The following is a 23,007-nucleotide window of genomic DNA, read 5'->3' as shown; positions in this document are numbered from 1 at the left end:
AGATGGATATTCACGAATATCAGGCGAAAGAGGTTCTTTCGAATTTTGGTGTCGCCGTACCTTCGGGTGCGCTGGCCTACAGTCCCGAACAAGCGGCATATCGGGCGCGAGAGCTGGGGGGCGATCGTTGGATCGTGAAGGCTCAAGTCCATGCCGGAGGCCGAGGAAAAGCCGGAGGTGTCAAACTGTGCAACACCGAGAACGAAATCCATGAAGCCTGTGACGAGATGTTCGGACGCAGGTTGGTTACGCATCAAACCGGTCCCGAAGGCAAGGGCATCTACCGTGTCTACGTTGAATCCGCCGTGCCGATTGATCGCGAGATTTATCTGGGCTTCGTGCTGGATCGCTCCAGCCAGCGGGTGATGATCGTGGCCTCGTCGGAAGGCGGCATGGAGATCGAAGATATCTCGGCCGAACGCCCCGACAGCATCGTGCGATCGATCGTCGAACCGGCCGTGGGCCTGCAGGAATTCCAGGCGCGCGAAATCGCATTTCAACTGGGTTTTGAGGCGAAATTGGTTCAGCAAATGGTGCGCACGCTACAGGGCTGCTACGCCGCCTTCAGCAATCTGGACGCCACCATGGTCGAGATCAACCCGCTGGTCATCACCGGTGACGATCGGGTTCTGGCGCTGGATGCCAAGATGAGCTTTGACGACAACGCCTTGTTCCGGCATCCGCAGATCTCAGAGTTACGCGACAAAAGCCAGGAAGACCCGCGCGAAAGCCGCGCGGCGGATCGCGGCCTGTCTTATGTCGGTCTTGACGGCAATATCGGCTGTATCGTGAACGGCGCCGGTTTGGCCATGGCCACGATGGATACGATCAAGCTGGCGGGGGGCGAACCTGCGAACTTTCTGGACATCGGCGGTGGAGCTTCGCCCGAACGTGTGGCCAAGGCCTTTCGTCTGGTCCTGTCAGACAAGAATGTGCAGGCGGTGCTGGTCAACATATTCGCCGGGATCAATCGCTGTGACTGGGTCGCAGAGGGCGTCGTACAGGCGCTACGCGAACTTGAGCTTGATATCCCTGTCATCGTGCGGCTGGCCGGCACCAATGTCGCGGAAGGTCAGAAAATTCTGGCCAAATCCGGATTGCCGATCATCCGCGCCACCACCCTGATGGAAGCCGCCGAACGCGCTGTTGGCGCGTGGCAAAACGATCTGACCCAAAACACCAAGATGAGGGCTGTCTAATGAGCATTCTTCTGGACCGCGACAGTCGTGTTATCGTTCAGGGCATTACCGGACGGATGGCACGGTTCCATACCAAGGACATGCTGGACTACGGCACTAATGTCGTCGGCGGCGTTGTCCCCGGCAAGGGCGGCGAGACCGTCGAGGGCGTGCCGGTCTTTGACACCGTCAAACAGGCCGTTGAGGCGACCGGTGCCGATGCCAGCCTTGTTTTCGTGCCGCCACCATTTGCCGCCGATTCTATTATGGAGGCCGCAGATGCGGGTATCCGCTATTGCGTCTGTATCACCGACGGTATCCCGGCGCAGGACATGATCCGGGTCAAGCGGTACATGTACCGCTATCCCAAAGACAAGCGCATGGTGCTGACCGGGCCCAACTGCGCGGGCACCATCAGCCCCGGCAAGGCTCTGTTGGGGATCATGCCAGGCCACATCTACCTGCCCGGAAATGTCGGCATCATCGGTCGATCCGGCACGCTTGGCTATGAGGCCGCAGCCCAGCTGAAAGAACACGGCATCGGCGTTTCAACCAGCGTTGGGATCGGCGGCGACCCGATCAACGGGTCTTCGTTCCGCGATATCCTTGAGCGGTTCGAACAGGACAGGGACACTGAAGTCATTGCCATGATCGGCGAGATCGGCGGACCGCAGGAAGCCGAGGCCGCAGAATACATCCGCGACAACATAACCAAACCCGTCGTCGCCTATGTTGCAGGTCTGACCGCGCCCAAAGGTCGGACTATGGGTCATGCTGGTGCGATCATCTCGGCCTTTGGCGAAAGTGCCTCGGAGAAGGTTGAAATCTTGTCGGCGGCGGGGGTGACCGTTGCGGAAAACCCGGCGGTGATTGGCGAAACCATTGCCCGCGTCATGGGAAAGGCTGCGTGATGACCAAACCTTCAGTCCTTGTCACCCGTCGCTGGCCCGCCGCCGTCGAGGCGCGACTGGCCGAAGACTACAACACCGTACTCAATACCGGGGATACTCCGATGTCCCCGGCTGAAATCCGCGACGCCCTGAAACACTATGACGCGGTGCTGCCCACCGTTACCGATACGCTCAGCGCCGAGGCGCTGGACGTCCCCACAGCACAGACCAAAATTCTGGCCAATTACGGGGTCGGGTATAGCCACATTTGCGAGCCCTCAGCCCGCGAACTTGGCATGACCGTGACAAACACGCCTGACGTTCTGTCTGAATGTACCGCTGATATCGCAATGACCTTATTGCTGATGGTAGCGCGCCGCGCTGGCGAAGGCGAACGCGAGCTGCGCGCCGGAAACTGGACCGGTTGGCGGCCCACGCATCTGGTCGGCACCAAGGTCAGCGGTAAGACCCTGGGCATCATCGGCTATGGCCGCATCGGGCAGGAAATGGCCCGCCGCGCCCATCATGGCTTTGGAATGGACGTCGTTATTTTCAATCGCAGCCAGGTGGCACCCGACATTCTGGCTAAGTGCAATGCCACTCAGGTGGATACTGTCGATGAGCTGTTGCCGCAATGCGACTTCGTCTCGCTGCACTGCCCCGGAGGGGCCGCAAACCGGCACCTGATCAACGGTCGAAGACTCGACTTGATGAAACCCGACGCCTTCCTGATCAACACCGCGCGCGGCGAGGTCATCGACGAACACGCCCTGATCCAGGCCCTGATGTTCGACACAATTGGCGGCGCGGCGCTGGATGTATTTGACGGCGAGCCCCGCATTAGCTCGGACCTGCTGCAATGTGACAACCTCGTCATGCTGCCACATCTCGGAAGCGCGACTAAAGAAGCACGCGAAGCTATGGGGTTCCGCGTCATTGAAAACCTCAATGATTTCTTCAATGGCAAAAATCCAAGAGACAAAGTGATCTGATGCAAGCGTTGGCTCAGGATACCCAGCCGTCGCTTCCACCGTCCGCGTACGCGGACGGTCTTCGGACTGAATTGCGCGCGCTATGGCGAAACATCCTTTTGAAAAGGGCGCCACATGTCGCTTCTTGGGCCGAAGCCAAGCCGCTGCCCCCCATTCCAACTGGCCAGGCCGCAATCCCGTATTTGCAGGCCCTGTCGATCTGGTTTCAGCTTGTGCGCATCATCGACGAAAACGCAGATGTGCGGAATCGTCGACAAATCGAAACCCAAAAAGGGGCCCAAGCGGTTGAAGGTGGATTTGCCGAAGTGTTGTCGGACCTTAATCTGAGTGTTGGGGAAACCGAAAAGTTGGCAGGTAGTTTAATGACTGGCCCAACGCTAACTGCGCATCCGACCGAAGCCAAACGCGTCACCGTTCTTGAAATTCACCGCCGGATTTATCGTATCCTGGTCAGCCTCGAATCTCAGCGCTGGACGCCAATTGAACGTTCAACATTGTTGAATGATCTAGAAGGCGAGATCGACCTACTATGGATGACCGGAGAATTACGCTTGTCACGACCCAGTTTACGTGACGAGATCGAATGGGGTTTGCAGTTTTTCCGCGACGCAATATTCGATGCTGTACCACAGGTCATCGACCGGTTCGATCACGCCTGTTTGCAGGTTTTGGGACAGACTTTGAATGTGACGCCCAATGTCCGATTTCATAGCTGGATTGGCGGTGACAGGGATGGCAACCCGAATGTAACCTCTGAGATGACCAAGCTGGCTCTGCAACGTGGGCGCGAGACAGCGATTGATCTCTACTGTCAGGCTCTTGATAAAGCCGCGCAAAAACTGAGCATTAGCGCCCTTATCCTACCACTGCCCGAACCTCACGGTGAACGGTTGCAGGCAATCATCAACCGCGCACCCAAGAATGACCGCAACCCGAACGAACCCTTTCGGCAGGCCCTAAATGCCATCCGCCAAAGACTGACAAGTGCCGGTTATCAGCATATCTCGCAGTTCGAGTGTGATCTCGACGCGCTTGATGAGGCGCTTTGTGCAGTAAACGCCGATATTCTAACCAGGCGGCATATCCGACCTCTTCGCCGGGCGGCAACCGTTTTCGGGTTGCGTACTACAACCTTGGACATACGGCAGAATTCGACGGTCACGACCAGCGTTCTGTCAGAAATCTGGTCTGCATTCGAACCGGCGCCCGAATACGGAACACCCGAATGGTCGACTCGTCTACGCACCGAGTTGGCAGACCAGAACCTGCAGTATCCTCAGCGTGACGGGTTGAGTGATCAGGCGCAGGAATTACTAGCCTTACTAGCCCTTATGTACGCTGTTCGAATAGGGCCGGATCCCAAAGCTGTCGGACCATTCATTTTGTCGATGACACGTTCGGCAGACGACATCCTGGGTGTCTATCTTCTCGCCCGCTATGCCGGGTTCGGATCAGAGACACTTGATATTTCTGTGGTGCCGCTGTTCGAGACGATCGGTGATCTGCGCAACGCCTCAGCAATTCTGCTGGATGTTCTGGATGTTCCGCTTGCCCGCCGCAGCCTTAAGTCAGGTGGCAATGTGATCGAGGTGATGTTGGGATACTCCGACAGCGGCAAAGATGGCGGATATTTCTGTTCGACCTGGGAACTGGACCGTGCGCAGCGCCGGATCGTTACAGCACTTGCGTCGCAGGGATTTAGTGCCGCGTTTTTTCACGGACGTGGTGGTTCTGTCAGCCGGGGTGGTGCCCCCACAGGCCGGGCAATAGCCGCGCAACCAAGCGGCACAATTGCCGGACGGCTACGTGTAACGGAACAGGGCGAAGTAGTGTCTGCCAAATATGCCAACCGCGGGACAGCCGCGGCGCATCTGGAATTGCTCTTGTCCAGCACACTACGCCACACGGCTAGTCACACTAAAACGCCGGACCGCCCGGAATTCGATGATGCACAGGATGCGTTGTCCGAGCTTTCTCAGATGGCTTATGTTTCGCTGCTGCAAACGCCGGGGTTTCTTGAGTATTTCCAACAGGCAAGCCCGGTTGAAGAACTAGCCCGCCTAAAAATCGGATCCCGCCCCGCCCGTCGGTTCGGCGCAGCCAGCCTTGATGATCTGCGTGCCATTCCATGGGTGTTTGCGTGGTCGCAAAACCGACACCTGATTACTGGCTGGTACGGGTTCGGCGCCGCCATGGTCAATTTTAGAAAGTTCCGCGGCGCACGGGGCGATGAGGTACTTCGAGATATGTTTCGGCAGTCCCGATTGTTCCGCCTTGCGGTCGATGAAATGGAAAAGTCTCTGTACCAGACCGATATGACAATCGCGGCGAAATACAGCGAACTGGTCTGCGACGCCAACACACGCCACCACATTCTTCAGGCAATCACCTCGGAATACTACAAGGCTTGCGACGCTGTGAAGTTTTTGAACGGCGGGCAAATCATTGGACAGCGTTTCCCACGACTGTGTGAGCGCGTCGAACGCAAGCGAGATGAACTTGCCCGCATTCACACTCTGCAAGTCGACCTACTACGCCAGACCCGCAGTGAACAGCAGGCCGGAACGGTTCCGGTCGCTCTGCTGCAATCAATGAACGCCATTTCCGCCGGCCTTGGCTGGACCGGTTGACAATTTCAGGAGATCACAAATTGAACGCCCCTCACCGTACGCACGGATTTTTCACCCAGTCCCTGTCTGACCGTGATCCCGAGCTGTTCGGCTCGATCACATCCGAGCTGGGTCGTCAGCGCGACGAGATCGAGTTGATCGCATCCGAAAACATCGTCTCTGCCGCCGTGATGGAAGCACAAGGCTCGGTGATGACCAACAAATACGCCGAAGGCTATCCCGGTCGTCGCTATTATGGCGGCTGCCAGTACGTGGACATCGCCGAAAACCTCGCCATCGACCGCGCCAAAGAGCTGTTTGGCTGCGGCTTTGCCAACGTGCAGCCGAACTCAGGCTCTCAGGCCAATCAGGGCGTGTTCCAGGCACTGATCCAGCCCGGCGATACCATTCTGGGCATGAGCCTGGACGCAGGCGGCCACCTGACCCACGGCGCCCGTCCCAACCAGTCGGGCAAGTGGTTCAAAGCGGTGCAGTATGGCGTCCGCAAAGAAGACAACATGCTGGACTATGATCAGGTCGAGGCGCTGGCAAAAGAACACCAACCCAAGCTGATCATCGCCGGTGGCTCGGCCATTCCACGACAGATCGACTTTGCCCGCATGCGCGAGATTGCCGACATGGTCGGTGCCTACCTGCACGTCGACATGGCGCACTTCGCCGGTCTGGTGGCAGCGGGTGAGCACCCCAGCCCCTTCCCGCATGCGCATGTGGCGACCACCACCACGCACAAAACCCTGCGCGGCCCGCGTGGCGGCATGATCCTGACCAATGATGAAGATATCGCTAAGAAAGTGAATTCGGCCATCTTCCCCGGCATTCAGGGCGGCCCGCTGATGCATGTGATCGCAGCCAAGGCAGTCGCCTTTGGAGAGGCGCTGCAGCCTGCGTTCAAGGATTACATCAAGCAGGTTGTCGTGAACGCACAGGCGCTGTCAGACCAGCTGATCAAGGGTGGTCTGGACACGGTGACCCACGGCACCGACACCCATGTGGTGCTGGTCGATCTACGACCCAAAGGCGTGACCGGCAACATTGTCGACAAGGCTCTGGGCCGGGCGCATATCACCTGCAACAAGAACGGCGTGCCGTTTGATCCGGAAAAACCGACCATTACGTCGGGCATCCGTCTGGGCTCCCCCGCCGGCACCACACGCGGCTTTGGCGAGATCGAGTTCCGCCAGATCGCCGACTGGATCATCGAAGTGGTCGACGGCCTGGCTGCCAATGGCGAAGACGGCAATGGCGCAGTTGAAGCCAAAGTCAAAGCCGAGGTTGCAGAGCTTTGCGCTAAATTCCCGATCTATCCAAACCTGTAATACGAAGGACCCAAAACATGAGCTTTCATAACATCGACCAAGCCCCTGCCCGCCTGAACCGCAGCGAACTAGCCGTCCCCGGCAGTCAGCCCGACATGTTCGAAAAGGCCGCAAAGTCAGATGTGGACGTCATCTTCCTCGATCTGGAAGACGCCGTCGCGCCTGATGAAAAGGAACAGGCCCGCAAGAACATCATCGAGGCGCTGAACGATATCGACTGGGGCAACAAAGCCATGTCGGTGCGGATCAACGGGCTGGACACGCACTATATGTATCGCGATGTAGTGGATGTGGTCGAACAGGCAGGTGATCGCCTGGACCTGATCATGGTCCCCAAGGTTGGAACCGCTGCGGATGTCTATGCAGTTGACATGCTGGTGACGCAGATCGAGGACGCCAAAGGGTACAAGAAACGGATCGGATTCGAACACATCATCGAAACCGCGCTTGGCATGCAGAATGTCAGCGAGATTGCGGCCGCCTCAAAACGCAACGAAAGCTTGCATTTCGGGGTTGCCGACTATGCGGCATCGACCCGTGCCCGGACCACAATCATCGGCGGTGTAAACCCCGACTATTCCGTTCTGACCGATGCGGATGCAGATTGCGGGCGCATGACGCATTGGGGCGATATGTGGCACTATGCACTGGCCCGCATGGTCGTCGCCGCCCGAGCCAACGGCCTGCGCCCGATCGACGGACCCTTCGGTGACTTTCAGGATCCAGACGGGTATCGCGCGGCAGCGAAACGCGCGGCCGTTCTGGGATGTGAAGGAAAATGGGCTATCCACCCCAGCCAGATTGCCCTGGCCAATGAGGTCATGTCGCCATCAGATGCCGAAGTCACCAAAGCACAGCGCATACTCGTTGCCATGTCCGAGGCTGAATCGGCTGGCAAAGGCGCTGTGTCTCTGGATGGTCGCCTGATCGACTATGCCTCGATCCGTCAGGCCGAAGTACTGGTCGAAAAGGCTAGTCAAATCGCAGCTGCGTGAACCTGTAGTGCCGGGCCATTCAACAACAACGCTTCGCACCACTGCTTCGGCTATCTTTGCCGAGGCAGTGTCGGCAGCGGACCCAGCTACTGCCCTGCGTCGCAAGTTATGCGTCGCGCCACTGCCAACACCTGCAAGTGGCGGGCGCAGCGTCCTGATTGCGGTCGGGAAGGCTGCGCCCAAAATGCTGTCAGAGGCGTTGCAACACGTTGAAGGCCCGCATGTAGCTTTGGCTGTAACGCATGCTGAAAATCAGACGGATGTATCCGGCGCGACTGTCTTAACAAGCGGGCATCCCATCCCCGATGAACGTGGGTTGAAAGCCGGGCGACAGATTGTGTCTTTGCTCAGCGAAGCATGTGAACATGATCAGGTCATTGCGCTAATCTCGGGCGGGGGGTCAGCACTTATCCCCGCGCCCGTCAGCGGCCTGACCCTATCGGACAAGATACGGGTTAACGAAGTGCTTCTATCCTCGGGGTTGGGTATCACTCAGATAAATCTGATACGCCAGCAACTCAGCCAACTTAAGGGCGGCGGGTTTCTGAAACATTCGGCTCCTGCGCCGGTCACGGCTTACATTCTTTCGGATGTAATCGGGGATGACCTGCGTGCTGTTGCCAGTGGCCCAACCGTTTCCCCTATCGGCAGCCATGCAGACGCGCGCAGAACTTGCATCGAAAACGGCCTATGGCATGAGTTGCCCAAAGCAGTCCGCACGTATCTGGAACACAGTATTCCTGATCAGAGGCTTAGTGCTCAAGCCACCAACCACCTGATCGGATCTAATCGGATAAGCCTGGAGGCTGCACACGGTTGCGCGTCTCGATCATTCGACGCCGAGATCGTCTCGGATGCGTTGACCTGCAATGTGGACGATGCCGCAGAACAAATTTTGCATGCGACCCGATCCGTGACCCTGGATCGACCGAAAGCCCTGCTGTTTGGTGGTGAGACAACTGTCCGACTGCGTGGCTCAGGGTGGGGCGGTCGAAATCAGGAATTGGCATTGCGTCTCGCCTATATGACTCAGGAACAGAAAATACCGGGCAACTGGGTTTTTCTCAGCGGTGGCACGGATGGCCGCGATGGGCCAACCACAGCGGCGGGAGCCATAGTAGATGCTGGCACTGTTTGTCGGATACGTAATGCCGGGAAGGATCCCGTGGCTTTACTGTCCAACAATGACAGTCATTCCGCTTTGTCATTAGCAGATGATCTCCTGCAAACAGGGGCGACCGGAACCAATGTGGCGGACATACAGATTATGCTGCTGGTACCATAAACCTGAGACTATTCGTTACACTCGGTCCCGAGTTTAGATCTGACAAAAGCCGCAGATGTCGGGTTCAAGAGATCAGTAAAACGCCTCTTGCCCGGCGCGAACATTGCGACACGCAGAAGTTTGATCAAAGATGTCCGGCTCGCCATCGGAAAGCCGACAAACAGTGGCATTCTGATCTCTGGCCTTTTTTCTGACAGCATGATTATTTTACTATCAGGAAAAATTTGGTGCTATGATACTCCGAATGGATTGGGTATTCCGCTGCTCCTGCTTGCAGAACCGGTTTGGACAATTGTAGCAAGACATTGAAAGAATGAATTTGAAAAAACGCGACAAAGAAATGGCGGCAAATCTGACTCAGGACCCACATTCCGTTCGTTCGGGTAACAGAGAAAAAGTTCTTGAAGTTGCCATCGGCCGCGAGGTTCGCGCCTTTCGCAAGCAGCAGGAAATAACCGTCGCGGAGCTGGCCCAGCTAACCGGATTGTCGATTGGCATGCTGTCCAAGATCGAAAATGGAAATACGTCACCGTCCTTGACGACCTTGCAGTCACTGGCGGATGCACTTTCGGTTCCTTTGACAAGTTTTTTCAGGCAATTCGAAGAACGCCGGGAGGCGGTTCATACAAAAGCTGGTGAAGGCGTCGAGCTGGAGCGTGAAGGAACACGCGCCAACCACCAATATAACCTGTTGGGGCATATTGGCGCCAACGGATCAGGCGTAATCGTGGAACCTTATCTGATCACCCTGACTGCTAAATCCGATGTGTTTCCAACATTCCAACATGGTGGCATCGAGACAATTTACATGCTGGAAGGCGAAGTAGATTATCGCCATGGGGACCAGATTTACCCCCTGAAACCAGGTGACACCCTGTTCTTTGATGCGGATGCACCCCATGGTCCGGAACGGTTGGTTAATCTGCCGGCCCGCTACATATCAGTGATCAGCTATCCGCAGACAAACTGATCGGCTTGCGCAATAGGAAATCCGTGGGTCTGTTATAGCCTTCATGGCTGCCCGTATTCACGATCGTGAACCCAAGCCTTGAAAAAACGCGATGGTTTTCAGTAAGTTCCACGCGCGTTTCCAGTTCCAGCGCAGGCAGACCAAGCTCAGTTGCACGGCTTGCAGCATGATCCACTAACCTGCGGCAGATACCTTGCCCCCGCAGTCCTTCCTGAACGGCAAGCTTCCCCAAGTACAGGCTGTCGGGTTTGGGCGTCAGAAACATACACGCGAAAAGCGGTCGACCAATGGCCCAGATTTCACCACCATCCTGACAATGCTCCTGCATCCCTTCCACCGTCAGCCTATGGATAGAAGACGGCGGGTCGATCCGCACATCCATGAATTGAAATGACGCACGAAGCAACGCAAGCGCGTCATATAATGCAAAGTCATCGCTCGGAATTAGCCAAGGCGTGAAGTCCGGATCAGTCATTTGAGCAACGGCAATTCACAATGCTCACTTCGACAAAGGCGGTTCCGTTTCCAAGTCCGGCCAAATCCCCGGCGATGTGGGTAACCCGTCGTCAAACTGGCTGAGATAGTCCAGCATCATCGGACGGTTGTCGATGAACCCCTTATAAGTGGCCAGCTCTTCAGGCAGGTCCCGAATAACCCGGTGCAGACGGCGCCCCCATTTGGGAACAGTCATCAGATCCTGAAAACTGCACAGATAGCAGCGGATCGGGAACACCAGCGCATTGGAGCGCGGCAGACGGAAGAACGTCTGCAACTCGACCCGCAGATGCTGCTTGTGAGCAATGTTTTCAGGCGTTAGCGTGGTCTTTTGAATGCCCCATTTGTGATAGTTTTCCGGACTTGTATCCAGCAAAGGATTCACCGTCATGGTCCAGTTCAGACGCCGCGCGGGGGCGCCTTGCTGGATATTCAGCAAGAACTTCAACGCGCGCTGGAAAATACCCATTTCATGGGCCTTCGGAACCGGCGCGTGCCATTCGAAAAAGTTCATGCCGATGTCGAAATCCAGGCTCCAATCGGCTTGTGTTGTCACCATGCCGGCGTCCATCCACAGCATCTCATCACGCTGATCCAGCACGGCGAAATCGCCCTGAGCTTGTCGCGTGATGTATTCCATAGGCCCATAAGGCAGTGTGGTTTCATCCATGAAGGTAAAGCTGTGATCGATGCCCATTGGCTTGTTGATCCAGCGCCACTGATTGCCGTTGCGATGCAACTCGAACAGATCAGGATAGTCTTCGGACTTGCTAACCATGATCAGTTCAAGCAAGTCCCAGCCGGCCAATGTCATATGCGGCAACGACTGACAGCGCAGCGGGTCCTGATCCAGAACCATTGCGCGGTCTTTCATCTCTGAAACGTAGTGCTCGTCCACGTCGAACCGCATCTCATAGACTGATCCCTCGGGGCCGCCGCGATGCTGTTCCATGTTGACCGAATACATGTAGCTGTCTTCGTGGAATGGGAACGGAAAGCGTTTGATCGCCCAGTCCGAGTTGTGGAACGTATAGTCGTCGCGGAAGGACTCGTCGTTGAATTGAATGGTCATGGTGGGCCTCCTCTCAGCGGTCCAACACGAGGGACTTGCCCTCGAAACGCGATACGCAGGGCATGATTTTCTTGCCCGATGCCTTTTCTTCGTCGGTCAGCCAGTGATCGCGGTGCACAAAGTTGCCGTCGTGATCCAGCACGGCGGTTTCACACTGACCGCAGGCTCCGCCACGGCACAGATAGGGCGCATCCACACCTTCGCGTTCGATGGCTTCCAGAAGGCTCTCGTTCTCGCCCACATGAACGACTTTGTCTGACGCTGCCAAACGCACTTCGAACGGTTTACCGGGCTGAGGCGCCAGGAACTCTTCGTAATGCACGCAATCTTCGGGCCAGCCTTCAGCAGCGGCCGTGTTGCGCACCCAGTCGATCATGCCCTTGGGGCCGCAGACATAGACATGCGTGCCCAGAGGTTGCCCGCTCAACAGGTTCTCCAGATCAATCTGCTGGTTCTGGTCGTCGTAATACAGATGCGTCTCATTGGGATGCCGGTCGGTCAATTGGTCCGCATAAGATGCCAGCGCGTGATTGCGGCAGGCATAATGCAGCTCCCAATGCCCATGCAGCAGTTCAAGTTGTTTGATCTGCGCCAGAAACGGGGTGATCCCGATGCCACCGGCCAGAAACAGGTGTTTGCGGGCGCGTAAATCGAGAGAGAACAGGTTGACCGGATAGCTGATGGTCATTTCGTCGCCCAGCTTGACCTGGCGGTGCATGAACAGCGAACCACCCCTGCCCTCATCATCACGCCGAACCGATATGGTGTAGGATGACTGATCAAACGGGTCCGACATCAGCGAATATGGGTTGAGCCGCGTGATGCCACCATCCTGCATTTCGACGACCGTATGGGCCCCGCCCGAAAAGGTCGGCAACTGGCCTCCGTCGATACGTTCGAACCGGAACCGCGTCACCAACTCGTTCAAGGGAGTGATTTCGGTCACTTTGGCCTGGATTTTCTCGGCGCCACTCATTCGTAAATCCCCTTCGGCTCGGGCACGTTGCCATGATCTTCGGCATCCACGCGGACACCCTGATAGGCGGCAAGACGGCGGGAATAATGATCGCGCACGAACAGGTTCAGCCCGCAATGCGCACAGACAAACGGGTCAACCTCAACATCTTCTGTGATGCCTTTGCAATGCACACATTGCATTCGGCGCGCAACCGATCCGCGATGTTCGGTCTGAATTGCCGTGTGCGGCAGGCCTACGGCCATCACCTCGTTCATGGCCTGACCCATCATGCCCTCAGAGCCGGTCAGGTAGACCTGCAACCCCATATGCGCGTCTTCCAAAACGCGGCGAATGCGCTGCAGCGAGGCTTCATAGGATGGACCTTCGTAGAATTGCGCAGGCTTCAGTGCCTGCAGTCGCTCAACGTAATCCGTTCCCTTGGGAATGTAGATCAGATGGGTTTTGGCCATCAGGTCGGGTGTTGCGATGTCAAGAACGGCTTCGGCCCCTTCGGCCTCAGCGATCATGAGATGGTGTTCGCCCGGGCGGACCTCTAGCGTGCCCCAGACTGGGCGGCTTGCGATTGACTTGGGAAATTCGAACTTTGACATTGTGCCCTCAAATAGGAAAAGGGCGCCACGGTGTGTCCGTTGCGCCCCCTGAAACTCAGCCCTTTGCGGTTCGGATAGATTTGTCCTGATCGTAGAACGGCATCTCTTCTGCAGTCGCCGCTATTTCTGTCCCATCACCGTTGCGCACTGTCAGCTTGGTGCCGGGTGAGGCACAGGCGACCGGCATTCGCGCGATGCCCACGTTGTGCCCGTTGATTTCGGAATACATGCCAAAGGTGACAACCCCGACCTTTTCTCCGTTTTGCAGCAGGTCCGCACCCTCATCCGCTGGGGTCGTGCCGTCAAGCTTGACGCCGTAGATCTTGAATCGTTCTTTGCCTTGCGCGGCATAGTGGTTCTCGGCGCCGATAAACCCGGTTTTTCCGGGTGAAACGGTGAATTCCAGACCCAGCTCCCAAAGTGTATCACCGCAGGTTTCGCCGTCGAACGGGTAGGTTTCGGAATTGTCGCCCGGATAAAACAGCAGGTAGCTTTCGGTGCGCAGCAGATCGAGGGTCGAGAACTGGACCGGGACGATCCCCATATCCTTGCCTTCCGCCAAAATGTTGTCCCACAGGTGTACCGCGTGCTTGGCCTGACAGAAAATTTCGTATCCGCGCTCACCAGTATAGCCCGTCCGCGAAATCATCACGGGGCAGCCATAGAGTTTGGTCTGCATGATTCCGAAATACGCCAGATCGCGAATACCGGGAATGTGTTTGGCCAAGAAATCAACGGCCACTGGTCCCTGCAGCGACATGTCGTGCATGTCGTCGTCAAAAATGACCGCGCAGTTTTTGCCCGCCGCCACCGACGTCAGCTGCTCCATACCCGTGCCGGTGCCGTGCACCACAAGCCATGTGTTCACCGACAAGCGATAGATGATGCAATCGTCAACGAATTTGCCTTCGGCATTCAGAATCGAGGCATAGGTCGACCGACCCGGCATGATCTTTTCCACGTTCCGCGTGGTGACCCGATCAATGACATAGGCGGCATCTTCGCCGACCACGTGAACCTTTTTCAGGCCGGAAACATCCATGAGGCCCGCCTTGGTGCGGATTGCCTCATAATCAGCTTTGGCGCGTTCTGGGCTGTGGTCATAGAACCATGCGGTTCCCATGCCGTTCCAGTCCTCAAGTTCGCCGCCGATCTCGGCATGGCGCTGCGCAAGGGCGGACGTCCTCCAAAGAATGGCCATGGTTCAGCTCTCCCGTTGATTGCTTTTTGTTGCCCATATTGAGGCCGATGTCAGATTGAAAATCAACACCTCTGTGCAGATTATTTTCCTGTTGGGAATATTTGCCTTCAAATTCTGAACCCTTAGACGGGGGCTTAGAGTTAAAGAAAACCCCTTATTTTTATGAAGAAAAGCCAGTTTTCGACCCTTCAAATTGAGTATGCGACACCACCGTTAAAGATGTTTGCCCCACATATCTATTGACAGGTGCCCCACGAGATTGTCCCCTGAGTAGATAAAATTTCCCAGCAGGAAAACTCCGCAGAGAGACCTCCTGCTGCAACAACAGGGAGACTACGAAGTGGATGGCAATCTAAATGCTCTCACGACGATCTTTACCGAGTTCTACTACTGGGTAACGGTCGTTTTCATGTTCCTCATCCATGTGGGTTTTTGCATGTACGAAGTCGGCGCCAGCCGTGCCCGTAACCATATGCACACATTGATGAAAAACATCATGATCATCCCACTGGTGACGGTCACGTTCTTCTTCTTTGGATGGTGGATCTATTGGGCTTTTCCGAACTTTCCGTTCTGGGGCGGTCTGGACGCAGAAGCGGGCGCAGCGAATCTGCCTTGGGCCGACACGATGGCAACCAATGTTAGTGACAGAATCACCGGCGTTTTCTGGGCAGCATTCCTGCTGTTCTCTTGGACGGCAGCCTCGATCGTTTCGGGTTCCGTGATCGAACGGATCAGGTCTTCGGCGCTCTGGGTACATGCGGTCATGATCGGATCGGTCTGGTGGATCATCGACGCTGCATGGGGCTGGCACTACGGTGGCTGGATGGTTCGAATTCTCGGCTACCATGATGCATATGCCTCCGGTGTAATTCACGCAATTGCAGGCGGTTACGCATTGGGTGTAATCATGGTTCTGGGCCCGCGCCTAGGCAAGTTCGCCAAGGACGGGACACCACGGGACATTCCTCCGCACAATCCGTGGCTACTGACGATCGGCATCTTCCTGATCTACACTGGCTTCTGGGGCTTCTATGCCGCGTGCAACGTGCCTGTGATTTCACCTGAAGGGATCGATGGGCAAATCACTGGCGTAACCTGGACAGCTACCAATATCTATCTGGCTCCGACGACCCTGTCGGCGATCACCTTCAACTTCCTGATGTCGCTATCCGGCGGTCTGATGGCGGCTTATGTGATCTCGAAAGGTGATGCGTTCTGGACCTTCTCAGGCGGGCTTGCCGGAATTATCACCGCCTCGGCCGGAAACGATTTGTATCATCCGATTCAGGCAATGATCATTGCCGCGATCGGCGTCGTGATCGTGTACAAGCTGCACTACTGGGTAGAACGCCGGTTCAAGCTGGATGATGCGGTGGGCGCCGTTGCTGTGCACGGTTATGCCGGGGTTGTTGGCCTGGTGATTTCAGGCTTTGTCCTCTGGGGTGTGCCATCTTCGCCATACGAAGGATACGCAACAATCAACCCGATCGGTCAAATCACCGGCGCGGTCATCATGTTCTTTGTTCTTGGCTTCCTGCCCGGCTGGGCTCTGGCCAAGATGCAAGCGGCCGCGGGTGTCCTTCGCATCCCGGAAGAGGTTGAACTGCAGGGCCTCGATTACGCCGAGCACCACGCCTACGAAGATGCCAAGGCAGCGATCATTGAAGCTGACAAACAGGAATTGGCTGCCCGTGCTGGCGCGGCAGCGAAGTAAAGGAGAAAGACATGTCTACGAATGGATACACAAGCTGGGCTGTCGATCTTGCCGAGGTCGGTCCGATCTACCCCTTTCAAGGTTACGAAGTTCTGATGGTCATCATTGGCGTGGTCTTCTGGATCGGCTGGCATCGCATTCAGTTCGTCCGGGAAGGTGAACACCTTGAGAAGGCCCGCCACACCGGCGACGAAGAGAAGGTGAAGGCACAGCTGGAACGATACTGATCCAGCTTTAAACGCTGGCAATGGGCGTGAAATCAGAGATCGCGCCCATTGCCTGTTAGGAAAAAAACTTTCCTACTATTATTGATGTCCCCAAGTTTTGTTGATACCTTCGAATCATAGTGAAACACACAAGGAGATCTGCCAGCCATGTGCGGAATTGTTGGATTATTCCTCAAAGACCAGTCTCTTGCGCCCCAACTGGGTAACATGCTGACGGACATGCTGATTACGATGACAGACCGCGGCCCCGATAGTGCCGGTATCGCGATCTATGGCGCAGAGTCGGCAGGCAAGACCAAGATTACAGTCCAGTCGCCCAACCCCGATGCTGACTTTGTCGGCCTGGGTGATGAGCTGGGTGAAAAGCTGGGCGCAACGGTTGGTCAGACAAACAACGACACACACACCGTTCTTGAAATTCCCGCCGGTCAGTTCGAAGCCGCACGCGCTGCGCTGGCCGAAATCCGCCCGTCGGTTCGGATCATGAGCCGCGGCGAAAGCCTCGAAATCTACAAGGAAGTTGGCCTGCCCAAGGATGTTGCAGACCGATTTAACCTCAGCGGCATGAGCGGCACACATGGCATTGGGCACACGCGTATGGCGACCGAATCCGCCGTGACGACAATGGGCGCGCATCCGTTCAACACCGGGCCAGATCAGTGTCTGGTCCACAATGGATCGCTGTCCAACCACAACTCGTTGCGCCGCAAACTGCGCCGTGAAGGCGTGGTTATCCAGACCGAGAACGACACCGAAGTGGGTGCCGCATATCTGACATGGAAGATGATGAACGGCGCGACACTGGGTGAGGCTCTGGAGACCAGCATTGATGATCTGGACGGCTTCTTCACCTTTGTTGTTGGGACTAAAGACGGGTTTGGTGTCGTACGTGACCCAATTGCCTGTAAGCCTGCGGTGATGGCCGAAACAGACCAATATGTGGCCTTTGGCAGCGAATACCGTGCTTTGGTGAACCTGCCGGGTATTGAAAACGCCCGGGTTTGGGAGCCTGAACCCTCCACCGTATATTTCTGGTCGCACAACGACAGCCCCACAACCCACGAAAAGGCCGCCTGATATGCAGACCTATGATCTAGAGGCAGATGGACTGCGCGGATTGAATTCGTCCCTGCAGGCACAAAACGCCGAGACCAATCAAACCCGTTGGGAAATTGTGAACCCTAAAGGCAGCCACGCAATCGCAGTCGGTCTGGACGCGCCGATTGAGGTGACGGTCAAAGGTTCGACCGGGTACTACTGTGCAGGCATGAACCAGCAGGCGACCATCAAAGTTGAAGGCTCTGTTGGTCCGGGCGTTGCTGAAAACATGATGTCCGGTCAGGTCATCGTCGATGGTGACGCCAGCCAATACGCCGGAGCGACCGGCCACGGCGGATTGCTGGTGATCAAAGGTAATGCCAGCTCGCGCTGCGGCATCTCAATGAAAGGGATCGACATCGTCGTGCATGGCAACATCGGCCACATGTCCGCCTTCATGGCACAGGACGGCAATCTGGTTGTCTGCGGGGACGCAGGAGATGCGCTGGGGGATTCACTCTACGAAGCCCGGCTGTTCGTGCGTGGTTCGGTCAAGAGCCTCGGCGCCGATTGCATCGAGAAGGACATGCGTCCCGAGCATCTGGATATCCTGAGGGATCTTCTGGCCCGCGCGGGCAGCGACGCCAAGCCAGAAGAGTTCAAACGCTATGGTTCGGCCCGTCAGCTTTATAATTTCGACGTTGATAACGCCGCCGCTTACTGAGGAAGAAGGGTATGAAAGATATGGACGATCAGATCCCCCGCACCCTGCCGATCCAGTCGGCGACATTTTCCAACCCGATCAATGCCGAGATCCGTCGCGCCGCTGCGACCGGCATCTATGACATTCGAGGTGGGGGAGCCAAACGGAAAGTACCTCATTTCGACGATCTGCTGTTTCTGGGTGCGTCGGTATCGCGTTATCCGTTGGAAGGCTATCGCGAACGTTGCGATACCTCAGTAACGCTGGGCACGCGCTTTGCCAAAAAACCGATCCAGCTGGATATCCCGATCACAATTGCAGGCATGAGCTTTGGCGCATTGTCCGGTCCGGCGAAAGAAGCTCTGGGCCGTGGCGCATCCGCAGCGGGCACGTCAACCACCACCGGTGATGGTGGCATGACGCCAGAGGAACGCGGCCATTCAACCAAGCTGGTCTATCAGTATTTGCCTTCGCGTTACGGCATGAACCCGAACGATCTGCGCAAGGCTGATGCAATTGAGATTGTAGTTGGCCAAGGCGCTAAACCCGGTGGCGGCGGTATGCTGCTGGGTCAGAAGATCAGCGACCGCGTGGCCGAGATGCGAACCCTGCCCAAGGGTATCGACCAGCGCTCAGCCTGTCGCCATCCAGACTGGACCGGCCCGGACGATCTTGAGATCAAGATCCTTGAACTGCGCGAGATCACCGACTGGCAAGTGCCGATCTACGTCAAGGTTGGTGCAACGCGGCCCTATTACGACACCGCGCTGGCGGTGAAGGCGGGGGCCGATGTGGTGGTGATGGACGGCATGCAGGGCGGCACTGCTGCCACGCAGGACGTATTCATCGAACATGTCGGTCTGCCGACGCTGTCTTGTATCCGCCCTGCCGTGCAAGCGCTGCAGGATCTGGGCGTGCATCGTGAGGTGCAGCTGGTTATCTCGGGCGGTATCCGAACCGGGGCCGATGTGGCTAAGGCTTTGGCACTGGGTGCAGATGCGGTTGCTATCGGCACGGCCGCTCTGGTTGCCCTAGGGGACAACGATCCCAAGTGGGAATCCGAGTACCAGAAGCTGGGCACGACAACCGGTGCCTATGATGACTGGCACGAAGGACAGGATCCGGCGGGTATTACCACGCAGGACCCCGAACTGGCCGCACGTCTGGACCCGGTCGATGCGGGCCGCAGGCTGCGTAACTACCTGAAAGTTATGACGCTTGAAGCGCAAACCATTGCGCGCGCCTGTGGGCACAATCACCTGCACAACCTCGAGCCCGAGGACTTGTGTGCCCTGACAATGGAGGCCGCCGCCATGGCGCGAGTGCCACTGGCGGGAACCAGTTGGTACCCCGGTAAGGAAGGGTTCTGAATAGATGCTGCGCGGCTCCCTGATGGGGGCCGCGTTTTTGCTTTGAAAAACTAAAATTCAACAGGGAAAGGAAAGCAATCGTGACGACAGATCTCGCAGCTTTCGCAAAAGAAAAAGGCGTCAAGTATTTCATGATCTCGTTCACCGATCTGTTCGGTGGACAGCGGGCCAAACTGGTGCCCGCGCAGGCGATTGCCGATATGCAGGAGGACGGAGCGGGATTCGCCGGGTTCGCCACGTGGCTGGACATGACACCAGCGCATCCCGACATGCTTGCGGTGCCTGATCCGTCCTCGGTCATTCAGCTACCGTGGAAGCCCGAAGTGGCTTGGGTTGCTGGTAACTGCGTGATGGAAGGAAGCGATGTTGCGCAAGCCCCCCGCAACGTCCTGCGCCGCCTTATTGACGAGGCCGCCGCCGAAGGCATGCATGTCAAAACCGGTATCGAAGCCGAGTTCTTTCTGCTGACCCCGGATGGAGAGCAGATCAGCGACCCATTCGATACAGCAGAAAAGCCCTGTTATGACCAACAGGCCGTAATGCGCCGCTATGATGTGGTGCGAGAGATCTGTGATTACATGCTGGAACTGGGTTGGGGTCCCTACCAGAATGACCACGAGGACGCCAATGGCCAGTTCGAGATGAACTGGGAATTTGATGATGCGCTGCGCACCGCTGACAAGCACTCGTTCTTCAAATTCATGACCAAGTCGGTTGCTGAAAAGCACGGGCTTCGGGCGACGTTCATGCCGAAACCGGTCGAAGGTCTGACCGGAAATGGCTGTCATGCTCATATCTCGGTCTGGGATGCCCCAGGCGCGGATGCAAAAACTAACGTGTTTGCAGGCGAAGGCGAAGGCCCAACCGGAGAGGTCGGTCTGGGAGAACGCGGAAAACACTTCCTCGGCGGCATCATGAAACACGCCTCAGCACTGGCAGCAATCACCAATCCTACAGTGAACAGTTACAAGCGTATCAACGCGCCGCGGACAATGTCGGGTGCAACTTGGGCACCCAATACAGTGACCTGGACAGGCAACAACCGGACGCACATGGTTCGCGTTCCCGGACCCGGCCGGTTTGAGCTGCGTCTGCCCGATGGGGCGACCAACCCCTATCTGCTACAAGCGGTGATCATCGCCGCTGGTCTGTCCGGTATCCGGTCCAAAGCTGACCCGGGCAAACGTTGGGACATCGATATGTATGCTGAAGGCCACAAGGTGCGCGGTGCGCCGAAACTGCCGTTGAACATGCTTGATGCCCTGCGCGAATACGACAAGGACAAGGAACTGAAGGCCATGATGGGTGCCGAGTTCTCATCCGCGTTTCTGAAAATGAAACATCAGGAATGGAATTCTTTCGTCTCTCACTTCTCACGCTGGGAAAAAGACAACACTTTGGACATCTAAGCCGGGTTGCAAGGTTGCACTTCTGGGCCGCGGCAAAAGCTGCGGCCCCGTTACTTGAGGCCCCAAGTGGCTCGCCAGGAACGTTCTCAAGTTTCAGCATACGCAAGGCGTGTTCCGGCGCAGTTTGTGACCACTTCGCCAAGCATCAAGACGACCCGCAGATCGTACATTTCTGCAAAGAGTAATCTATTCCACAACTGGATGAATTTGACCTTTTGCGCGTGATGCGCAGCCCGTTGGACGTTTGGGATTTTAAGGCCAACCCTCTGTTAACACACGAAAAGAATACCATCAGAACATGGGTGCATGTTCTCGATCGACCGTATTCTGAAAATAATCATTGGCGTCAGCTTTGATTGGAACCGCAGAACACGTAACGTGATTTCCGCAAAGCGGCTTTACGTATACCCAGCATCCGCCTCCAACCGCCAATCTGGAACGTCATTGACCAGCATGTGCGCAGCCCGGCGAAGCGTCGCGCGCATCTTTTCCACAACCGGACCGGTCAATTCGCAATCCGCCAATGCGGCATCGAAAGTATCCAGCCAAAGCTCTGCGTCGGCCTTCCGGATGGGGATATGCGCATGGATTTCGCGCAGGTCCATATGGCCGAAACGTTCACGATAGTAGGCGCGTCCGCCGAGAAACCCGCTGAGAAATTCAAATTGAGCCTGTCTGGTGTGGTTCAGCCCATGTCCTCGAAAATGCAGCCTGTGCAACGAATACGCTGCCGGGTCAGTTTCCATCCGGTCATAGAAACGCTCGACCAGAGCGCGCAGTTGGGCCTCACCACCAAGTTGCTCTATCGCAGATTCCATGTGCTGCCTTTTTGTATCTCTGGCACCTGCAATATTGCATAACAGGAAAATAAATTTAACAACAGTGACATTTCGACATACACATGCTCAGAAGCGGAATTAGGTGAAACCAGTAAGGGAGATGACGGATTGAACGCTCTGGTGCTTGGCCTTTTGGCGGCACTTTGCTGGGGGGTACACGATCTGGCAGTGCGCTATGTCAGCCAGTCTGTCAGCGTGATTGCTTCGCTCATGGCTGTGCTGATTTCGGGCGCAGTGCTGCAACTTGGTTTGGTTGTGATGATGGGTGAAGTCGACCCAATTCCTGGCACGGCATTGATCAGCGCTATTGCTGCAGGGGGGTGTTATCTGCTGGCGGGAGTCTGCATGTACGCCGCTTTTCAACGCGGCCCGGTCCGGCTGGTTGCTCCGATTGTTGCAAGCTATCCGGTGTTGTCCGTCTCACTGGCCATCTGGCGCGGCGCAACGGTCAGCCCGCTGCACTGGCTTGCCGTCATCGCGATTGGTGTTGGCGTTTCTGTTGTGGCTGCCCAATCTGAACGCGACGCAACCGAATACCCAGCAGCTGGCCCGACGGTGGTGCTATCGATACTTGCAGCAATCGGGTTCGCCGCCACCTTTGCGCTAGGACAATATGCAACCGAACATAATGACGAATACTCAATCTCCCTGGTTATTCGGCTGACGGCAGTACTTGCCCTAGGCATGATCGCCCTGGCATCCCGCAGATCAATCTGGCCCGGGCGGCGGGCTCTGCCTCTTCTCTGTGTCATGGGTGTTCTGGATGCTGTTGCCATCCTTTGCGTGATCGCGGCGGGCGGGTTGCCGAATGCGCAATTTGCCTCGGTGACAGCGTCCGTCTTTGGGCTGCTGACGGTTGTGTTGGCATGGGCTGTTTTGCGTGAAAAGATGATGCCACGCCAATGGCTTGGATGTTTGGTTGCGTTTGCGGGAATAGGCTATCTGGCTCTCTGAGGCGACCATTCCGAAAGCTCTTTAAAACAAGGTAATATCAGTTTCGTTAAGGCGCATTTTTTGCGCCCCAGCGAAACAGCTCAGGCTGTGAGGCCTTCTGGTTCTGGCAGTTTGTTTGCGCGGCAGCAGGCGGTGAGGGTGTTGGCCAGCAGGCAGG

General features: G+C 56.5%; 21 protein-coding genes. 15 read left to right on the top strand and 6 right to left on the bottom strand.

The window, feature by feature from the left end; translation table 11 throughout:
* The first annotated feature begins 2 nt into the window (after positions 1-2).
* The 8 genes from AC2FIB_RS06870 to AC2FIB_RS06835 all read left to right on the top strand — a co-directional run bounded on the left by AC2FIB_RS06870 (position 3) and on the right by AC2FIB_RS06835 (position 10,256).
* Positions 3-1,199, top strand: a complete 1,197-nt coding sequence (locus AC2FIB_RS06870) for a malate--CoA ligase subunit beta (protein WP_496736165.1) — start codon at positions 3-5, stop codon at positions 1,197-1,199.
* Positions 1,199-2,089 carry a succinate--CoA ligase subunit alpha gene (gene sucD / locus AC2FIB_RS06865; protein WP_109313481.1) on the top strand — a complete coding sequence of 297 codons (891 nt, stop codon included), beginning with the start codon at positions 1,199-1,201 and terminating at the stop codon, positions 2,087-2,089. Before AC2FIB_RS06870 ends, sucD begins: the two co-directional genes overlap by 1 nt.
* Positions 2,089-3,060 (top strand): 2-hydroxyacid dehydrogenase, encoded by a 972-nt coding sequence (locus AC2FIB_RS06860; RefSeq protein WP_496736166.1) that lies wholly within the window; start codon positions 2,089-2,091, stop codon positions 3,058-3,060. The genes sucD and AC2FIB_RS06860 overlap by 1 nt, the downstream gene beginning before the upstream one ends.
* The gene (locus AC2FIB_RS06855; protein ID WP_496736168.1) at positions 3,060-5,690 is read left to right on the top strand and encodes a phosphoenolpyruvate carboxylase; all 2,631 of its coding nucleotides are present in this window, start codon (positions 3,060-3,062) and stop codon (positions 5,688-5,690) included. Before AC2FIB_RS06860 ends, AC2FIB_RS06855 begins: the two co-directional genes overlap by 1 nt.
* Positions 5,691-5,710: 20 nt before the next feature.
* Complete coding sequence (glyA, locus tag AC2FIB_RS06850; RefSeq protein WP_496736170.1) at positions 5,711-7,006, top strand: serine hydroxymethyltransferase; 1,296 nt, start codon at positions 5,711-5,713, stop codon at positions 7,004-7,006.
* Between the two features lie 17 nt (positions 7,007-7,023).
* Positions 7,024-8,001 (top strand): HpcH/HpaI aldolase/citrate lyase family protein, encoded by a 978-nt coding sequence (locus AC2FIB_RS06845; protein ID WP_496736171.1) that lies wholly within the window; start codon positions 7,024-7,026, stop codon positions 7,999-8,001.
* 7 nt (positions 8,002-8,008) lie between these two features.
* Complete coding sequence (locus tag AC2FIB_RS06840; protein WP_496736173.1) at positions 8,009-9,286, top strand: glycerate kinase type-2 family protein; 1,278 nt, start codon at positions 8,009-8,011, stop codon at positions 9,284-9,286.
* Positions 9,287-9,599: 313 nt separating this feature from the next.
* Positions 9,600-10,256 (top strand): helix-turn-helix domain-containing protein, encoded by a 657-nt coding sequence (locus AC2FIB_RS06835; RefSeq protein ID WP_496736175.1) that lies wholly within the window; start codon positions 9,600-9,602, stop codon positions 10,254-10,256.
* Here AC2FIB_RS06835 and AC2FIB_RS06830 read toward each other — a convergent pair.
* The 5 genes from AC2FIB_RS06830 to AC2FIB_RS06810 are packed head-to-tail and all read right to left on the bottom strand — an operon-like array spanning position 10,234 to position 14,593.
* Positions 10,234-10,731: a GNAT family N-acetyltransferase gene (locus AC2FIB_RS06830; protein WP_496736177.1), complete on the bottom strand. Its 498-nt coding sequence runs from the start codon at positions 10,729-10,731 to the stop codon at positions 10,234-10,236. The genes AC2FIB_RS06835 and AC2FIB_RS06830 overlap by 23 nt on opposite strands.
* Before the next feature lie 24 nt (positions 10,732-10,755).
* Positions 10,756-11,823, bottom strand: coding sequence for a heme-dependent oxidative N-demethylase family protein (locus AC2FIB_RS06825; RefSeq protein ID WP_282119225.1), 1,068 nt, complete (start codon positions 11,821-11,823; stop codon positions 10,756-10,758).
* Between the two features lie 13 nt (positions 11,824-11,836).
* Positions 11,837-12,799, bottom strand: coding sequence for a PDR/VanB family oxidoreductase (locus AC2FIB_RS06820; RefSeq protein WP_496736179.1), 963 nt, complete (start codon positions 12,797-12,799; stop codon positions 11,837-11,839).
* On the bottom strand, positions 12,796-13,392 hold the full coding sequence (locus AC2FIB_RS06815) for a dimethylamine monooxygenase subunit DmmA family protein (RefSeq protein ID WP_496736181.1): 597 nt from the start codon (positions 13,390-13,392) through the stop codon (positions 12,796-12,798). The genes AC2FIB_RS06820 and AC2FIB_RS06815 overlap by 4 nt, the downstream gene beginning before the upstream one ends.
* Before the next feature lie 55 nt (positions 13,393-13,447).
* The gene (locus AC2FIB_RS06810) at positions 13,448-14,593 is read right to left on the bottom strand and encodes an aminomethyl transferase family protein (protein WP_109310839.1); all 1,146 of its coding nucleotides are present in this window, start codon (positions 14,591-14,593) and stop codon (positions 13,448-13,450) included.
* Positions 14,594-14,933: 340 nt separating this feature from the next.
* On the opposite strand from AC2FIB_RS06810, the gene AC2FIB_RS06805 reads away from it, so the two are divergent.
* The 6 genes from AC2FIB_RS06805 (at position 14,934) to glnT (ending at position 21,057) form a co-directional block, all read left to right on the top strand.
* Complete coding sequence (locus AC2FIB_RS06805) at positions 14,934-16,310, top strand: ammonium transporter (RefSeq protein ID WP_109310838.1); 1,377 nt, start codon at positions 14,934-14,936, stop codon at positions 16,308-16,310.
* An 11-nt stretch (positions 16,311-16,321) separates the two neighbouring features.
* Entirely contained in the window at positions 16,322-16,537 is a 216-nt protein-coding gene (locus tag AC2FIB_RS06800; protein ID WP_108861028.1) for a hypothetical protein, read from the top strand.
* A 147-nt stretch (positions 16,538-16,684) separates the two neighbouring features.
* A complete protein-coding gene (locus AC2FIB_RS06795) occupies positions 16,685-17,614 on the top strand; it encodes a class II glutamine amidotransferase (protein WP_496736183.1) in 930 nt (309 codons plus the stop codon).
* Position 17,615: 1 nt separating this feature from the next.
* On the top strand, positions 17,616-18,299 hold the full coding sequence (locus tag AC2FIB_RS06790; RefSeq protein WP_108861026.1) for a GltB/FmdC/FwdC-like GXGXG domain-containing protein: 684 nt from the start codon (positions 17,616-17,618) through the stop codon (positions 18,297-18,299).
* A 20-nt stretch (positions 18,300-18,319) separates the two neighbouring features.
* Positions 18,320-19,648: an FMN-binding glutamate synthase family protein gene (locus AC2FIB_RS06785; RefSeq protein WP_496736191.1), complete on the top strand. Its 1,329-nt coding sequence runs from the start codon at positions 18,320-18,322 to the stop codon at positions 19,646-19,648.
* A gap of 80 nt (positions 19,649-19,728) precedes the next feature.
* Positions 19,729-21,057 (top strand): type III glutamate--ammonia ligase, encoded by a 1,329-nt coding sequence (gene glnT, locus AC2FIB_RS06780; RefSeq protein ID WP_496770820.1) that lies wholly within the window; start codon positions 19,729-19,731, stop codon positions 21,055-21,057.
* A gap of 398 nt (positions 21,058-21,455) precedes the next feature.
* On the opposite strand, the gene AC2FIB_RS06775 is transcribed toward glnT, so the two are convergent.
* A complete protein-coding gene (locus tag AC2FIB_RS06775; RefSeq protein WP_496736185.1) occupies positions 21,456-21,875 on the bottom strand; it encodes a group II truncated hemoglobin in 420 nt (139 codons plus the stop codon).
* A 129-nt stretch (positions 21,876-22,004) separates the two neighbouring features.
* On the opposite strand from AC2FIB_RS06775, the gene AC2FIB_RS06770 reads away from it, so the two are divergent.
* Positions 22,005-22,850, top strand: a complete 846-nt coding sequence (locus AC2FIB_RS06770) for a DMT family transporter (protein WP_496736186.1) — start codon at positions 22,005-22,007, stop codon at positions 22,848-22,850.
* The last annotated feature ends 157 nt before the right edge of the window (positions 22,851-23,007 follow it).

The organism is Ruegeria sp. YTSA072 (genome assembly GCF_059610285.1).
The sequence above is the reverse complement of the archived record's forward strand: the minus strand, read 5'-3'. Positions and strand labels throughout refer to the sequence as shown.

What these genes read in the sequence shown, in the direction of transcription:
- AC2FIB_RS06870 (WP_496736165.1), top strand. Translation starts at nt 3, where the DNA reads ATGGATATTCACGAATATCAGGCGAAAGAGGTTCTTTCGAATTTTGGT.
- AC2FIB_RS06830 (WP_496736177.1), bottom strand. Translation starts at nt 10,731, where the DNA reads ATGACTGATCCGGACTTCACGCCTTGGCTAATTCCGAGCGATGACTTT.
- AC2FIB_RS06845 (WP_496736171.1), top strand. Translation starts at nt 7,024, where the DNA reads ATGAGCTTTCATAACATCGACCAAGCCCCTGCCCGCCTGAACCGCAGC.
- AC2FIB_RS06855 (WP_496736168.1), top strand. Translation starts at nt 3,060, where the DNA reads ATGCAAGCGTTGGCTCAGGATACCCAGCCGTCGCTTCCACCGTCCGCG.
- AC2FIB_RS06785 (WP_496736191.1), top strand. Translation starts at nt 18,320, where the DNA reads ATGGACGATCAGATCCCCCGCACCCTGCCGATCCAGTCGGCGACATTT.
- sucD (WP_109313481.1), top strand. Translation starts at nt 1,199, where the DNA reads ATGAGCATTCTTCTGGACCGCGACAGTCGTGTTATCGTTCAGGGCATT.
- AC2FIB_RS06810 (WP_109310839.1), bottom strand. Translation starts at nt 14,593, where the DNA reads ATGGCCATTCTTTGGAGGACGTCCGCCCTTGCGCAGCGCCATGCCGAG.
- AC2FIB_RS06795 (WP_496736183.1), top strand. Translation starts at nt 16,685, where the DNA reads ATGTGCGGAATTGTTGGATTATTCCTCAAAGACCAGTCTCTTGCGCCC.
- AC2FIB_RS06835 (WP_496736175.1), top strand. Translation starts at nt 9,600, where the DNA reads ATGAATTTGAAAAAACGCGACAAAGAAATGGCGGCAAATCTGACTCAG.
- AC2FIB_RS06825 (WP_282119225.1), bottom strand. Translation starts at nt 11,823, where the DNA reads ATGACCATTCAATTCAACGACGAGTCCTTCCGCGACGACTATACGTTC.
- AC2FIB_RS06800 (WP_108861028.1), top strand. Translation starts at nt 16,322, where the DNA reads ATGTCTACGAATGGATACACAAGCTGGGCTGTCGATCTTGCCGAGGTC.
- AC2FIB_RS06790 (WP_108861026.1), top strand. Translation starts at nt 17,616, where the DNA reads ATGCAGACCTATGATCTAGAGGCAGATGGACTGCGCGGATTGAATTCG.
- AC2FIB_RS06860 (WP_496736166.1), top strand. Translation starts at nt 2,089, where the DNA reads ATGACCAAACCTTCAGTCCTTGTCACCCGTCGCTGGCCCGCCGCCGTC.
- AC2FIB_RS06775 (WP_496736185.1), bottom strand. Translation starts at nt 21,875, where the DNA reads ATGGAATCTGCGATAGAGCAACTTGGTGGTGAGGCCCAACTGCGCGCT.
- AC2FIB_RS06815 (WP_496736181.1), bottom strand. Translation starts at nt 13,392, where the DNA reads ATGTCAAAGTTCGAATTTCCCAAGTCAATCGCAAGCCGCCCAGTCTGG.
- AC2FIB_RS06820 (WP_496736179.1), bottom strand. Translation starts at nt 12,799, where the DNA reads ATGAGTGGCGCCGAGAAAATCCAGGCCAAAGTGACCGAAATCACTCCC.